This is a genomic window from Bradyrhizobium sp. CCGUVB1N3 (assembly GCF_024199925.1).
GTDB lineage: Bacteria > Pseudomonadota > Alphaproteobacteria > Rhizobiales > Xanthobacteraceae > Bradyrhizobium.
Map to the genome: position 1 here is coordinate 1,396,698 of NZ_JANADR010000001.1, position 13,990 is coordinate 1,410,687.

General features: G+C 64.2%; 12 protein-coding genes. 4 read left to right on the forward strand and 8 right to left on the reverse strand.

What is annotated here, in order from left to right:
* Positions 1-35: 35 nt before the first annotated feature.
* Positions 36-1,007, reverse strand: coding sequence for a formylglycine-generating enzyme family protein (locus NLM33_RS06630; RefSeq protein WP_254095306.1), 972 nt, complete (start codon positions 1,005-1,007; stop codon positions 36-38).
* Positions 1,008-1,182: 175 nt separating this feature from the next.
* Between NLM33_RS06630 and NLM33_RS06635 the strand changes: the two genes are divergently transcribed.
* Both NLM33_RS06635 and nirK read left to right on the forward strand, forming a co-directional pair.
* A complete protein-coding gene (locus NLM33_RS06635; RefSeq protein WP_254095307.1) occupies positions 1,183-1,863 on the forward strand; it encodes a glutathione S-transferase family protein in 681 nt (226 codons plus the stop codon).
* 257 nt (positions 1,864-2,120) lie between these two features.
* Positions 2,121-4,310, forward strand: coding sequence for a copper-containing nitrite reductase (gene nirK / locus NLM33_RS06640; protein WP_254095308.1), 2,190 nt, complete (start codon positions 2,121-2,123; stop codon positions 4,308-4,310).
* A gap of 144 nt (positions 4,311-4,454) precedes the next feature.
* Here nirK and NLM33_RS06645 read toward each other — a convergent pair whose 3' ends face one another.
* The 5 genes from NLM33_RS06645 to NLM33_RS06665 form a co-directional block, all read right to left on the reverse strand.
* Positions 4,455-5,174 (reverse strand): haloacid dehalogenase type II, encoded by a 720-nt coding sequence (locus NLM33_RS06645; protein WP_254095309.1) that lies wholly within the window; start codon positions 5,172-5,174, stop codon positions 4,455-4,457.
* 71 nt (positions 5,175-5,245) lie between these two features.
* A complete protein-coding gene (gene glpX / locus NLM33_RS06650) occupies positions 5,246-6,247 on the reverse strand; it encodes a class II fructose-bisphosphatase (RefSeq protein ID WP_254095310.1) in 1,002 nt (333 codons plus the stop codon).
* Between the two features lie 93 nt (positions 6,248-6,340).
* Positions 6,341-7,657, reverse strand: coding sequence for a homoserine dehydrogenase (locus NLM33_RS06655; protein ID WP_254095311.1), 1,317 nt, complete (start codon positions 7,655-7,657; stop codon positions 6,341-6,343).
* Positions 7,658-7,684: 27 nt separating this feature from the next.
* On the reverse strand, positions 7,685-8,905 hold the full coding sequence (locus NLM33_RS06660; RefSeq protein ID WP_254095312.1) for an LL-diaminopimelate aminotransferase: 1,221 nt from the start codon (positions 8,903-8,905) through the stop codon (positions 7,685-7,687).
* A gap of 259 nt (positions 8,906-9,164) precedes the next feature.
* Positions 9,165-9,449, reverse strand: coding sequence for a hypothetical protein (locus tag NLM33_RS06665; RefSeq protein ID WP_254095313.1), 285 nt, complete (start codon positions 9,447-9,449; stop codon positions 9,165-9,167).
* A 252-nt stretch (positions 9,450-9,701) separates the two neighbouring features.
* Between NLM33_RS06665 and NLM33_RS06670 the strand changes: the two genes are divergently transcribed.
* Both NLM33_RS06670 and NLM33_RS06675 read left to right on the forward strand, forming a co-directional pair.
* Positions 9,702-11,510, forward strand: a complete 1,809-nt coding sequence (locus NLM33_RS06670) for an alpha/beta hydrolase (RefSeq protein WP_254095314.1) — start codon at positions 9,702-9,704, stop codon at positions 11,508-11,510.
* Between the two features lie 65 nt (positions 11,511-11,575).
* Complete coding sequence (locus NLM33_RS06675; protein ID WP_254095315.1) at positions 11,576-11,974, forward strand: MAPEG family protein; 399 nt, start codon at positions 11,576-11,578, stop codon at positions 11,972-11,974.
* A 174-nt stretch (positions 11,975-12,148) separates the two neighbouring features.
* Here NLM33_RS06675 and argC read toward each other — a convergent pair whose 3' ends face one another.
* Both argC and NLM33_RS06685 read right to left on the reverse strand, forming a co-directional pair.
* Entirely contained in the window at positions 12,149-13,132 is a 984-nt protein-coding gene (gene argC, locus NLM33_RS06680; protein ID WP_254095316.1) for an N-acetyl-gamma-glutamyl-phosphate reductase, read from the reverse strand.
* Entirely contained in the window at positions 13,129-13,809 is a 681-nt protein-coding gene (locus NLM33_RS06685; protein ID WP_254095317.1) for an FMN-binding negative transcriptional regulator, read from the reverse strand. The genes argC and NLM33_RS06685 overlap by 4 nt, the downstream gene beginning before the upstream one ends.
* Positions 13,810-13,990: the final 181 nt, after the last annotated feature.

Genomic DNA, 13,990 nt, shown 5'->3' on the forward strand with positions numbered 1-13,990 from the left:
TCCATGCGGGTGCGACTCTGGATCCTTCTCGGCACTCAGGAGTCGCGCCTTTCTCGAAGGACACACCGGAACCCGACATGGCTGGTGGACGTGTCGATCGGCTCCGCGTGCCGCGCCGCGGGCCGATAGCGGCGGCAATAGTTCGGCGCACAGAGATGCGAGCCGCCCTTCAGAACCTTGCGTGGAATACGGATGTTGGGTTGACATGGATCGAGGCTCGCGGCCTCCGGCCCACCGCGCGGATTTTGCGGAATGCAGCAGGGCTTTGCTGCATCTGCTTCGTGCTTGTCCGACCACCAATCAGACGTCCATTCCCAGACATTGCCGATCATGTCGTAGAGGCCGTAGCCGTTCGGCGGAAAGGCCGTCACCGGCGCGGTGCGCTCATAGCCGTCGTCGCAGAGATTCTGGTTCGGAAAGATGCCCTGCCAGGTGTTCGCCATATGCTTGCCGCCGGGTACAAGCTCGCTGCCCCAGGCAAACTCCTCGCCGTCGAGCCCGCCGCGCGCGGCGAACTCCCACTCCGCCTCCGTCGGAAGATCCTTGCCTGCCCAACGGGCATAAGCGAGCGCGTCGCCGTAGCAGACGTGCACGACGGGGTGGTTGTCGAGAACGTTGATATTGCTCTTGGGTCCGTAAGGGTGTCGCCAGTCGGCGCCCTTCATGAACGTCCACCACTGGCTCCAGTCTTTCAGGTTGTTTACGCGGGGCGGCGGCGAAAACACCAGCGAGCCGGCATAGATCATCTCCGGCAGAGCACCGGGGTAATCGTTCGGGTCAGGCGGAATCTGCGCGGTCGTGACATGGCGTGTCGCCTTGACGAACGCCTTGAACTGCCGGTTCGTCACAGGCGTGCGGTCGATCCAAAAACTATCGACCGACACATGATGGGCCGGCGCTTCTTCGGGGTAGTGCGCGTTCGAGCCCATGCGGAACGTGCCGCCGGGGATCCAGACCATCTCGCCAGTCAGGCCATTGTCCGGAGATACTTGAGGAAGCTCGAACATCATCAGGCTCCCGTTACGCCTACGCGATAGATGCGCCATCCTTCATACGGTCGGCGGAGGAGATATGTTGACGTAAATCAAGCCCCACGGGTAGGCGCGAAACTTGCCTGGTATGATCGCACCTGATTTAAACGAAATCCAACCACAACCTGATCGCGCATGCGAGACTTGGGCAATGCCGGGGCCCAGCGAGTTGGACATCACGCCCAAGCTCTTTTCGCGTCAGTTGCGATCTTTCAACGAGGACGAGATGCTGTTGATTGGAGTAAACCGGTCACCATTTACGCGGCGCGTCGCAATCACGCTCAAGATCTATGACATGCCGTTTGAGCAGCGGCCTCTTTCAGGCTTCGGCAATCGGGACGACGTCCGCGCAAGCAATCCGCTGGGCCGGATCCCTGCGCTTGTGCTCGACGATGGCGAGACACTGGTCGACAGCAACGCCATCATCGATCATCTCGACGAGGTGTACGGTCGCCATCGCGCCTTGACGCCCGTCAGCGGCCGGGACCGCCGCGCCGTGCAAAAGGCCGTCGCGCTCATGATGGGAGTGTGCGAGAAAGGCCTTCAGGCCGCCTATGAGCGCAATCACCATCCGCCGGACAAGCTGCACCAGCCCTGGATCGACGATTGCATGGCGCAGATGACGAATGCGCTATGTACGATTGACGCCATGATCGAGCAGGGCTCGCCCTATTTGCTGCTCCGCCGTCTCACCCAGGCCGATGTCACCGCCTTCGTCGCGGAACGTCTCGCCAGGGGGCTTGGCGTTGACACCGCTGCGCGGATGCCACGCCTGCGCGAACTGGCGATGCGCCTTGCCGAGGAGGACGCGTTCCGCTCGACCGAGCCTTGAAATCGACCGCATCGCGGCTTCGACTTCGTGGATGCGTCGATATTTTTTCCGCGGCGCCTAGTTGAGCTGAAGGGTGGCTAGATGTTCAGTTTGTGCCAACCGATAGCGCACCATCCGGCTCAGGTCAGGCGGTTTCAACAGAAGCCGGGAAGCGCATGGCTCCAGGACAATCGGATGCCACCCGGGTTCGTAACAACAGCCTATTGAAGAGCTAGCCCGCGCGACACACATGCCCGCCAAAAGAGTGGGGAAACGCGATGTGGGAAACGATCAGGGAAGCGCTACGCCAGTGGTCGATTCTGGTCGTCGGCCTGGTTCTTCTGCTCGGCGGCTTCGCCCTCGGCACCGGCTTGTATCCGCCGGGCGGGACAGCATCCAGCACCCAGACGGCGGCTTCCGAGAAGCCGGCGCCCGGGCCTCAGCACCAGATGGCGGACAACGCCGCACCGAAGCAACAGCCGGCTCCGAACGACGTTGCCAGGTCGCAGCGAGCCCAATCTACGCCGCCCCCCACGGCCGAACCGCCCAAGGCGTCCCCCTCCTCGGAGAAAACGGCATCTCCGCAGGTGGACGCACCAAAGCAGGCGCCGCCCGCTCATGATCACATGGTGCAGGATCGTATGGCGCAGGATCATATGGCGCAGGCAGCGCCCACCTCATCACCGGCGACCAGCGGTCAGACTGCCTCACCGTCGAAACCACCTACGCCCGTCCCTGCCGCAGCGGCTTCGGGCAGTGGCGATGCCGCCGCGGGACGTCTCGTCTTCCGCAAGTGCCAGGCGTGCCACTCGCTGGATCCTGGAAAGAACATGCTCGGGCCATCGCTCGCCGGCGTGATCGGCCGCAAGGCGGGTAGCGAACCAAACTACAATTACTCACCGGCGATGAAGAGCGCCGATATCGTCTGGAACGAGCAGACCCTGGAAAGCTACCTCGCCGATCCGGCGAAGACCGTGCCGGGAAACAAGATGCCGTTCCCCGGACTGAAGACGGATCACGACCGCGGCGACATCATCGCATTCCTCGCCGCGTCCTCAGGCAGCACCCAAGCCGCGGCACAAGGCGCGGCCACATCCCCGCAGCCGCAGCAGGCGCCTCCGGCTTCGCCGGTTGCCGCTCCGCCTTCGAGAACGCCGCAGGGCGCGACGGGCGCCGATATCGGTTACATCGCGGATGCGAAGTTCACACTGCGGTCGGGCATCGCGGAAGGACGGATGGTTTACATCGGCGTCGGCGGCGCCATCGAAGGCAAGGTAAACCCCGTGCTGACCGCGGCCGAAGGCCAGGTCGTGCAGCTCACGCTGATCAACGGTGAAGGCGCCGAGCACGACATCGTCTTCCCCGACCAGGATGCGAAATCGCCGAGGGTGACCGGCAAAGGCGCCAGCACAACCATCGCTTTCCGGGCCGCGAAGTCGGGCGACTTCACCTACTACTGCGGCGTGCCCGGCCACAGGCTTGCCGGCATGGAAGGGCAGTTCATCGTGACAGCCCGTCCCGCGCCGCAAACCGTCGTCGAGGCCGACATCTCGCGCGAGCCTAGCGACCTGCCGCCGCCGCTCGGCAAGCGCGATCCGCAGACGGTCCGCGTCGATCTCTTCAGCGTCGAAGTCGAGGGCCGCCTCGCCGAAGGGACGACGTTCGGCTACTGGACGTTCAACGGCAAGGTGCCCGGCCCGTTCATCAGGGTCCGTGTCGGCGATACCATCGACATCCATCTCAAGAACTCTGCCGACAGCGCCATGATCCATTCCGTCGACTTCCATGCCGCGACCGGGCCCGGCGGCGGTGCGGCGGCTCTCCAGGTCGATCCGGGCGCCGAGAAATCGATGACGTGGAAGGCGCTGGTGCCCGGACTCTTCGTCTATCACTGCGCGACGCCGATGGTCGCCGAACACATCGCCAACGGCATGTACGGCTTGATCCTGGTCGAGCCGGAAGGCGGTCTGCCGCCGGTTGACCACGAGTTCTATGTCATGCAGGGCGAGATCTATTCGGATATCGCATTCGGTCAGCACGGCAGCGCGGAATTCAGCGTCGACAAGCTGCTTGCGGAACGCCCCGAATATTTCGTCTTCAATGGCTCCGTTGGCGCGCTTTCCAAGCTGCATCCCCTGCATGCCAAGGTGGGAGATACGGTTCGCATTTTCTTCGGTGTCGGAGGACCGAACTACATATCGTCCTTCCACGTGATCGGCGAGATCTTCGACAAGGTCTACACGTGGGGCGGCGTCATCACCTCGCCCGCTGAAGGAATACAGACGGTCGCCGTGCCTGCCGGCGGTGCCGTGATTACCGAGTTCAAGGTGGACGTTCCCGGCAACTACACGCTCGTCGACCACGCGCTCGCGCGCGCGGAACGGGGCCTGTTGGGTATTCTCAGCGTCGAAGGTGCAAAGAATCCCGAAATCTTCAACGGGGAAGTGATGCCGGGCATGGGACACTGACGGAATGCACGCCGGGTCCCGAACGTGGCGGGCAAGCCAACGCGAAACTTCTGATCGAGGGGCTTCGGAGGGCAGGACTGCCTGAATGAACGCGCACGGCCGGCAACGCACATCGGGCGTCACCAAGGTTCCGAGCGTTCTGCGCTAACACCCCAGCCGATCGGCAATCCCGCCAAAATCCCTGGCGACGATGTCCCAGTTACCGGTGGCTTCGAAGTCGACCTTCTGATGCGGACCGTATTCGGTCGGGCGCGCGACGAACGCGGTCTTCAAGCCGTGGCTTTGCGCGGCCTTCAGGTCGTAATTGTGCGCGGCGACCATCATCACCTGCTCCGGCTCGAGACCGAGCAGCCGCGCGGCGCCGAGATAGGTTTCGGGATCAGGCTTGTAGTGCTCGAACAGCTCGGCCGACATCACGAGATCCCACGGCAGGCCGGCGAACTTCGCCATGTTGGTGAGCAGCGCGACGTTGCCGTTCGAGAGCGGCGAGATCACGAATTTCGACTTGAGCCGCGTCAGGCCGGCGACTGAGTCCGGCCAGGGGTGCAGGCGATGCCAGCCCTTGGTCAGGTAGTCGAGATCGGCTTCCGTGAGATCCTTGATGGCGAACTTCTCGACCAGCTTTTCCAGCGAACGGCGATGCAGCTCGTCGAGCACGACATAGCCGCGCTCGGGATGCCTGCGCACGTCGTCCATCGAGGCGACGTACATGCCGCGCCAGCCGTCGACCAGCGCGGTCCAGTCGGCGTCGATGCCGCGGCCCCTCGCCCACCACATGAAGTCGGTGATCAGGCTGGTGCGCCAGTCGACCACCGTGCCGAAGACGTCGAAGACCAGGGCTTTCACGGCGGAGAGGTCGGACATGTGCGCTTCCCCTTGTTGTCATTCCGGGCCGCGCTTCGCGCGGTCCCGTCGCCCCGGAATGACCGAAAGCCTCAGCCCAGGTAGAACTTCTCGAGCTGCCGGTGCTCGGCCTTGATGTAGCGCACGGTGCCCGTGACCGAGCGCATCACGACGGTCTCGGTCTCGATCACGCCGTCCTTGCGGAATTTGACGCCCGAGAGCAGCGAGCCGGTGGTGACGCCGGTGGCGGCGAACAGGCAATCGCCGCGCGCCATGTCCTCGATGCCGTAGATCATCTTGGGATCGTTGACGCCCATCTTGGCGGCCCGCTCGCGCTTCTCGTCGGAGTCGAGAATGAGCCGGCACTGCATCTGGCCGCCGATGCAGCGCAGCGCCACGGCCGCCAGCACGCCTTCCGGCGCACCGCCGGTGCCGAGATACATGTCGACGCCAGTGTTATCGGGATCGGCGCAGTGGATCACGCCGGCGACGTCGCCGTCGGTGATGAGGCGCACGGCCGCGCCGGTCGACCGCACGCTCTGGATGATGTCGGCATGGCGCGGTCGGTCGAGCACGAGAACGGTGATGCCTTCCGGCTTGACACCCTTGGCCTTGGCGAGGCGGTGAACGTTATCAGCCGGCGAGGCATCGAGCTCGACCACGCCCTTGTCGTAACCGGGGCCGATCGCGAGCTTCTGCATGTAGACGTCCGGGGCATGCAGCAGCGTGCCGCCGTCGGCCATCGCCATGGTGGCGATCGAACCCGGCATGTTCTTGGCGCACAGCGTGGTGCCTTCGAGCGGGTCGACCGCGATGTCGACCTGGGGGCCGGCCTTGAGACCGACCTGCTCGCCGATATAGAGCATCGGCGCCTCGTCGCGCTCGCCTTCGCCGATCACGATGGTGCCCTGGATCGGCAGCTTGTTGAGCTCGCGCCGCATGGCGTCGACGGCGGCCTGGTCGGCCGCCTTCTCCTGCCCATGCCCGCGCAGCCGCGCCGACGACACCGCCGCCCGTTCCGTCACCCGTACGATCTCCAGCGTGAGAATGCGCTCGAGCAGCATCTGCGGGGGGACTGAAATATGGGTCGACATTGGCTCACTCCTTCAAAACTGCTCTCAGCGGACGTCCGCCGTATCAATTCGCAACGTCACGGTTCGGTTCGAACCGCTCTTTCGGATCATGCTCTAGTTCTTCTCGATCCGTATTACCTGCGGCCGGCCGCTGATCACCTTGTCGTGCTGCACGGCGGCAAGCGCGCGGCGCACGGCGTCCTCGTGGGTCGCATAGGTGATCAGGATGACGGGCACGGGCACAGCCTTGCCGGTGGTCTGCGCAGGGACGCCATTGGGATGGCGCTGCACGATGGATTCGATCGAAATCTTCTGCTCGGCAAGCCGCGTCGCGATCGCCGCCGCAGTGCCCGGGAAATCGCGCGCCAGCAGGCGGATGTAGTAGCCGCCCTCGTGCCGCTCCATCGGCGCCTTGCTGGTCTCGCGCAGTTGCGCGACCGGCCGGCCGAACGGATTGGCGCGAATGCCGCGCGCAACATCGGCGATATCGGCGACGACGGCAGAGGCCGTCGCAGCACCGCCCGCGCCGGGGCCAACCAGCGTGATCGGCGGAATGCCTTCGCCGTCGATCGTGACCGCATTGGTGACGCCCATGACCTGCGCAATCGAGGACGACTTTGGAACCATGGTCGGATGCACGCGCTGCTCTATCCCCTTGGCGGTGCGCACGGCAACGCCGAGCAGCTTGACGCGGTAGCCGAGATCGGCAGCCGCGCGAAGATCTTCCGGAGCGATCGAGGAGATGCCTTCGACATACACGGCCTTTTGAGCAACTTTCGTGCCGAAGGCGAGGCTCGCCAGGATCGCGAGCTTCTGCGCGGTGTCGTGGCCGTCGACGTCGAATGACGGATTGGCCTCGGCATAGCCGAGCCGCTGCGCATCCTTCAGACATTCGGCGAATGACAGGCCCTCCTGCTCCATCCGGGTCAGGATGTAATTGCAGGTGCCGTTGAGGATGCCGTAGACGCGGTTGATGCCGGTTCCGGCAAGGCCCTCGCGCAGCGTCTTGATCACCGGGATCGCGGCGCCAACGGCTGCCTCGAAATTCAGCGCACCGCCGTGCTTTTCGGCGGCTTTGGCCAGCTTGATGCCGTGCTTGGCGAGCAGCGCCTTGTTGGCGGTGACGACGGACTTGCCGGCGCTCAGCGCCGCCTCGACGGCGGACAGTGCGGGGTCGCCTGCCCCGCCCATCAGCTCGACGAAGCAGTCGATGTCGGGATGCGTGGCGAGCGCCATCGGATCCTTGGCCCATTCGACGCCGCGCAGGTCGATGCCGCGCTTCTTCGCCTTGGAGCGCGCGGTGACGGCGACGACGCGAATACCACGGCCGCTGCGGCCCGCGAGCACGCGGGCCTGGGTTTCAATCAAGCGGACAACTTCGGCGCCCACAGTGCCGAGCCCCGCAATACCCACTTTCAGGGGTGCGACCATAATGCTTCGAAAACCTGCCGGAAGGAATTAACGCCGATTGGCGAGCGGAACGACGTTGTGCAACGTTTCGATGCCGCTTTCAAGGAAGCGGCGCACGCCGCGCGCGGCCTGCCTGATCCGTTGCTCGTTTTCCACCATGGCGATGCGGACATATCCTTCACCATGCTCGCCGAAGCCGACGCCGGGCGACACCACCACGCCGGATTTCTCGACCATCAGGGTCGCGAACTGCATGCTGCCGACGCTGCGGAAGGCTTCGGGCAGCGGCGCCCATGCGAACATCGACGCATCCGGCGGCGGGATCTCCCAACCGGCACGGCCGAACGACTCCACCAGCGCGTCGCGACGCTTGCGGTAGGTGTCGCGCATCTCCCTGATGCAATCGTCGGGGCCGTTCAGCGCCGCGGTCGCGGCAACCTGGACCGGCGTGAACGCGCCGTAGTCGAGATAGGACTTCACGCGGGCGAGAGCTGCGATGATGCGCTCGTTTCCGACCGCAAAGCCCATGCGCCAGCCGGCCATCGAATAGGTCTTCGACATCGAGGTGAACTCGACGGTGACGTCCATCGCGCCAGGCACCTGCAGCACGGAGGGCGGCGGGTTGTTCTCGTCGAAATAGACCTCGGCATAAGCCAGATCGGACAGGATCAGGATCTCGTGCTTCTTCGCGAAGGCGACGAGATCCTTGTAGAAGTCGAGGCTCGCGACATAGGCCGTCGGGTTCGAGGGATAGCAGACGACGAGCGCGAGCGGCTTCGGGATCGAATGCACGATCGCCCGCTCGACCGCTTCGAAGAACTGCGGCGTCGGCTCCGACGGCACCGAGCGGATGACGCCGCCCGCCATCAAAAAGCCGAAGGCGTGAATCGGATAGCTCGGATTGGGACAGAGGATGACGTCACCCGGCGCGGTGATCGCCTGCGCCACGTTGGCAAAGCCTTCCTTCGAACCGAGCGTCGCGACGATCTGGGTGTCCGGATTGAGCTTCACGCCGAAGCGGCGGGCGTAATAGCCCGCCTGCGCCTTGCGCAAGCCGGGGATGCCGCGCGAAGCCGAGTAGCGGTCGGTGCGCGGCTTGCCGAGGGTCTCCTTGAGCTTTTCCAGCACGTGCGGCGGGGCCGGCAGGTCCGGATTGCCCATGCCGAGGTCGATGATGTCGGCGCCGGCGTTCCGCGCGGCCGCCTTGGCCCGGTTGACCTGTTCGAACACGTAAGGCGGCAGACGGCGGATACGGTAAAATTCTTCCATGGGTTCCAGGCTCCGAGCAACCGGCCAGGGCAGAATCGGGCGGCCTCGACAATGCAATCGAGAGGATTGCCGGACCCCGCCTGAAAATCGCTCCAAATCAAACGCTTAGAGCAAGATCCTTAAGGCGGGGACTGAACTCCCTCACCCTGACTTTCGGTTGAATGAGGTCTTTTAGCACGGAGACGCGGGCGCGCCAGCGATTACGTTGGCGCGAGGTTACTCAGCTCAGGGTTTAGCTCAGGGCTTACCTGGCTCAGAATTACTTCCCGCTTGCATCCTTGGCCGCCGCCGTGGCCTGGCGGTCGCGGGCGGCCGCCAGCTCGGCTTCGATCTTGGCGCGCTGATCCGGCGGGATCACCGCCTCGTCGCGCGCTGGCGGCAGATCATGCACGGGCAGATAGCCGCCCGCCTCCTTCGGATGCGGCTGCGTGTCAGCCGGCGTCAAATCGGCGATCTGGCTTGAGCAGCCGCCGAGCGTGAACGCAATGATGAGCAGCGCGAACGGCGCAAGCCGCCTCGTTTGTCGGTCCCTCAACGCCAACACTTGGGAATCCCCTACTCGTCCCAACAGCACGGCCGATGGAGCTTACCCCAACAGCGTGCCTCAGCTCAAACCAATGCTGCCCTCAATGGCGCGAGCCGACCACATCCAAGAACCCCTGCCGCCGTTGGTGAACCCTGATTGTGACAGAAGCAAGAACTATATCGCAGTGCAGCACATCTTCGCGCGCGATTAACCCTAGATGGTGCGAGCTTCGCGGTGACGAACGCGGAATGAATCGTTACTGTTCTTGCCATGAGTACCGTCACGACCGACACGCCCACATCCGAGAAGAAGTTCGATGCGGAAGCCTTCGCGATGAATGTCGCGCGGGCCATGGAAAGCGGAGGCAAAGCGCTCGCCGCCTACCTCAGGCCGCGCGAAACCGGCGAGGTCCAGGACCGCCCGCCGCCTGAGCTGACCGAGATGGTCAAGACCTTCACCGCGGTCGCCGAGTACTGGCTGTCGGACAATGCGCGCTCCTCGGAACTCCAGACGCGGCTTGCCAAGGACTATCTCGACCTCTGGGGATCGGCGGCCCGCCGCATGGCCGGCGAGGATGCACCGCCCGCGATCGCGCCCTCGCCGCGCGACAAGCGCTTCGCCGATCCGGAATGGAAGTCGAACCAGTTCTTCGATTTCATGATGCAGCTCTATCTGCTCACCACCAAGCGCGCGCAGGAGCTGGTGAACGACGCGCAGGGGCTCGATCCGCACACCCGCCGCAAGGCGGAGTTTTACGTGCAGCAGGTCACCAACGCGCTGTCGCCGTCGAATTTCGTGCTGACCAACCCGGAGGTGCTGCGCCAGACCGTCGCAAGCTCCGGCGACAATCTGGCGAAAGGCCTGCAAATGCTGGCCGAGGACATCGCGGCCGGCAAGGGCATGCTGAAGATCCGCCAGTCCAATCCGGACAATCTCGAGCTCGGCGTCAACATGGCGACGACGCCCGGCAAGGTGATCTACCAGAACGAGATGATGCAGCTCATCCAGTATGAGCCGACCACCGAGAAGGTGCTGCGCACGCCGCTCCTGATCGTGCCGCCCTGGATCAACAAATTCTACATTCTCGATCTCAAGCCGGAAAAATCCTACATCAAATGGTGCGTCGATCAGGGCATCACGGTGTTCGTGATCTCCTGGGTCAATCCGGACAAGCGGCTCGGCAACAAGACCTGGGAAGACTACATGAAGGAAGGCCCGCTCACGGCGATGGACGTGATCGAGCGGGCGACCGGCGAGATGAAGGTGCACACCGCCGGCTACTGCGTCGGCGGCACCATGCTCGCGACCACGCTGGCCTGGCTTGCCGAGAAGCGCCGCCAGCGCGTCGCTTCGGCGACCTTCTTCGCCGCGCAGGTTGATTTCACCCATGCCGGCGATCTCCTCGTCTTCGTCGACGAGGAGCAGATCTCGTCTCTCGAGCACGACATGAAGGCCGCCGGCGTGCTCGAAGGCTCCAAGATGGCGATGGCCTTCAACATGCTGCGCTCCAACGACCTGATCTGGTCCTATGTCGTCAGCAACTATCTGAAGGGCCAGCAGCCGAGCGCGTTCGACCTCTTGCACTGGAATTCGGACGCAACCCGCATGACGGCGGCGAACCATTCCTTTTACTTGCGCAATTGCTACCTGGAGAACCGGCTGTCGACGGGCAGCATGGTGCTCGACAACACGCTGCTCGATCTCTCCAAGGTCAAGGTGCCCGTCTACAACCTCGCCACCCGCGAGGACCACATCGCGCCGGCCGAATCGGTGCTCTACGGCTCCCAGTTCTTCGGCGGGCCGGTGAAATACGTGCTGTCGGGCTCGGGCCACATCGCCGGCGTCGTCAACCCGCCGGCCTCGAACAAGTACCAGTACTGGACCAACGACAACATCAAGGACGTCAACGTCGCGCAATGGATGAAGGGCGCAGAGGAGCACAAGGGCTCGTGGTGGCCGGACTGGCGCGAATGGCTGGGTGGGCTCGACCCCGAGGAGGTCCCGGCGCGTCCCGTCGGCAGCGTGGCGGTGCCGCCGATCGAGGACGCACCCGGCAGCTACGTCCGCGTTCGCGCGTAGCGGAATCTCTCGCGCTTTTGTATAAGCTCCCTCTTCGACACGGTGAATAAAGTGGGGATCGGATTATGACGCGCGAATTGTTCTGGCTGACCTTGACGGTGATCCTGACCGGCATCCTCTGGATCCCCTACATCATCAACCGCACGCAGGTCCGCGGCCTCTCCGGCGCGATGGCCAATCCCTCGCGCGGCGACAAGCCGCATGCGGAATGGGCGAACCGGCTGATGTTCGCGCATGACAACGCGGTCGAGAACCTCGTGATCTTTGCGCCGCTGGTGCTGATCCTGAATGCGATCGACTATTCGAGCAAATGGACGGTGCTGGCCTGCGCCGTCTATTTCTGGGCCCGCGTCGCGCATCTGATCGTCTACACGCTCGGCCTGCCGGTGTTCCGCACCCTCGCCTTCACCGTCGGCTTCCTCGCCCAGGCCGTGCTGGCGCTGGCGATCTTCCAGGTGTTTTGATTTCGTGTCCCGGACGCGCAGCAGCGCCATAGCGCGTTGAAGACGCGCGTAAACGCGCTTTGGGCGTTGCTGTGCAGAGCCGGGACCCAGAGAGGCCGCCCTGAAGACGTGGGCCCCGGCTCGGCAGCGCACCGCTGAAGGAGCGCTGCGCTGCGTCCGGGGCACGAGTGTTTCCTACTCCTCCGGCAATCCCAGCATCAGCCGCATGTTCTGCACGGCCGCACCCGAGGCGCCCTTGCCGAGATTGTCGAGGCGCGCGACCAGCACCGCCTGGTGATACTTGTCGCTGGCGAAGACGTAGAGCTCGAGCATGTTGGTCTCGTTGAGCGCCTCCGGCTCGATCCGGCCGCCCTTTGATGCTTCATTCTGGAGTGGCATCGCCGAGACGTACTTTGAACCCGCGTAGCGCTTGGCGAGCGCGGCCTGCAGATCGGCGCCGCTGGGCTTGCCCGGCAGCGTGTCGAGCTGGAGCGGCACCGAGACCAGCATGCCCTGCCGGTAGTTGCCGACCGAGGGAATGAAGATCGGCCGCCGCGTCAGGTTCGAGTAAAGCTGCATCTCCGGCAGATGCTTGTGCTCGAAGCCGAGGCCGTAGAGCTCGAAGGACGGCGCGCTGCCGTCTTCAAAGCTCGCGATCATCGACTTGCCGCCGCCGGAATAGCCGCTCACCGCGTTGACGGTGACGGGATAGTCAGACGGCAAGAGGCCGGCATCGACGATCGGCCGCAGCAGCGCGATCGCGCCGGTCGGATAGCAGCCGGGATTTGAGACCTTTTGCGCAGCCTTGATCTTGCCGGCCTGATTGGGCGTGAGCTCGGCGAATCCGTAGGCCCAGTCGGGCGCGACGCGGTACGCGGTCGAGGCGTCCAGCACTTTCGGCGCCGCGGCGCCCATGCTGTCGACCAGCGCGACCGTCTCCTTGGCGGCGTCATCGGGCAGGCAGAGGATGACGAGATCGACCTCCTCCATCAGCGCCTTCTTGGCCGCCGGATCCTTGCGCTTGTCGTCGGCGATGGTCTTCACCACGACATCGTTCTGGAGCTTGAGGCGCTCGTTGATGCCGAGCCCGGTGGTGCCGGAGCCGCCGTCGACGAAGACGACCGGCTTCTTGGTGGCAACGCCGACGTCAGGGGCTTGTTTGGTCTCAGCGAGGCTCATGTCGCGCTCCTTTCGAGCTTGTTCGTGTCATCTGCAAAGGCCTGATCGGTGAAGATTTGCGGCCGCGTCTGCCGCATCAATCGTGAAATCGCTTTCGCGTCGGCATCGCCATCGCCGAGCGCATTTGCGATCGCAGCGAAGTCGGCTTCGGATTTGTGCTGGTTGAGCTTGAAGCTGCCTTCGACCTCTTCAACCGTCATGACCAGACCCACGATCGCCTTCTTCATCGTCTCGAGTCGCCCCGCCGTCATCTTCGCCGAGGTCCATGGCTTCTTCGGCAGCAGCCAATCCTCGAACTTGGCGCTGAGCGTCTCGATCTGAACGCTGAGCTCCGCATCCGACAGGACCCGCACCGGCCCGGTCAGATGCACCGACTGGTAGAGCCAGGTCGGCACCTGATCCGGTGAGACGTACCAGTCCGGCGATACATAGGCATCCGGACCATTGATCGCGAGCAGCCAGGACGTCGACCCGTCCGCGAGCTTTACCAGCGGATTGTGACGGGCAACATGAAAGGCGACCTGCGGCGTGCCGTCGGCGGCGTAGCTCAGATAGAACGGCAGTTGTGACGCGATCGGCCTGGTGCCGTCCCACGCGCAGAAGGTGCCGAAGCCGCGCTCGTCCGCAAGCTTGAGGCTCGCCGCGCGGTCCTGCTTGAAAAAGGGCGGTGTGTACATCGTGGTCTCCTGCTGGGGCTCCTTGTGGGGCCGCCGGATCAGATCGCGCTGACAGGAGAGAGAATGCCGCGGATCGGATCCAGCGGCAAAGACGATGATCTCAAACGCGATCGACCGCCCAAACCGCTGAAGTGCGGCGGCGGCGACGGGCGAACAGGATGGTCGCAGCGTTGATCATGGC

Excerpts from the sequence above, each read along its gene's own strand:
- NLM33_RS06630 (WP_254095306.1), bottom strand. The coding sequence starts at position 1,007 with ATGTTCGAGCTTCCTCAAGTATCTCCGGACAATGGCCTGACTGGCGAG.
- NLM33_RS06675 (WP_254095315.1), top strand. The coding sequence starts at position 11,576 with ATGACGCGCGAATTGTTCTGGCTGACCTTGACGGTGATCCTGACCGGC.
- NLM33_RS06685 (WP_254095317.1), bottom strand. The coding sequence starts at position 13,809 with ATGTACACACCGCCCTTTTTCAAGCAGGACCGCGCGGCGAGCCTCAAG.
- nirK (WP_254095308.1), top strand. The coding sequence starts at position 2,121 with ATGTGGGAAACGATCAGGGAAGCGCTACGCCAGTGGTCGATTCTGGTC.
- glpX (WP_254095310.1), bottom strand. The coding sequence starts at position 6,247 with ATGTCGACCCATATTTCAGTCCCCCCGCAGATGCTGCTCGAGCGCATT.
- NLM33_RS06660 (WP_254095312.1), bottom strand. The coding sequence starts at position 8,905 with ATGGAAGAATTTTACCGTATCCGCCGTCTGCCGCCTTACGTGTTCGAA.
- argC (WP_254095316.1), bottom strand. The coding sequence starts at position 13,132 with ATGAGCCTCGCTGAGACCAAACAAGCCCCTGACGTCGGCGTTGCCACC.
- NLM33_RS06655 (WP_254095311.1), bottom strand. The coding sequence starts at position 7,657 with ATGGTCGCACCCCTGAAAGTGGGTATTGCGGGGCTCGGCACTGTGGGC.
- NLM33_RS06670 (WP_254095314.1), top strand. The coding sequence starts at position 9,702 with ATGAGTACCGTCACGACCGACACGCCCACATCCGAGAAGAAGTTCGAT.
- NLM33_RS06635 (WP_254095307.1), top strand. The coding sequence starts at position 1,183 with ATGCCGGGGCCCAGCGAGTTGGACATCACGCCCAAGCTCTTTTCGCGT.
- NLM33_RS06645 (WP_254095309.1), bottom strand. The coding sequence starts at position 5,174 with ATGTCCGACCTCTCCGCCGTGAAAGCCCTGGTCTTCGACGTCTTCGGC.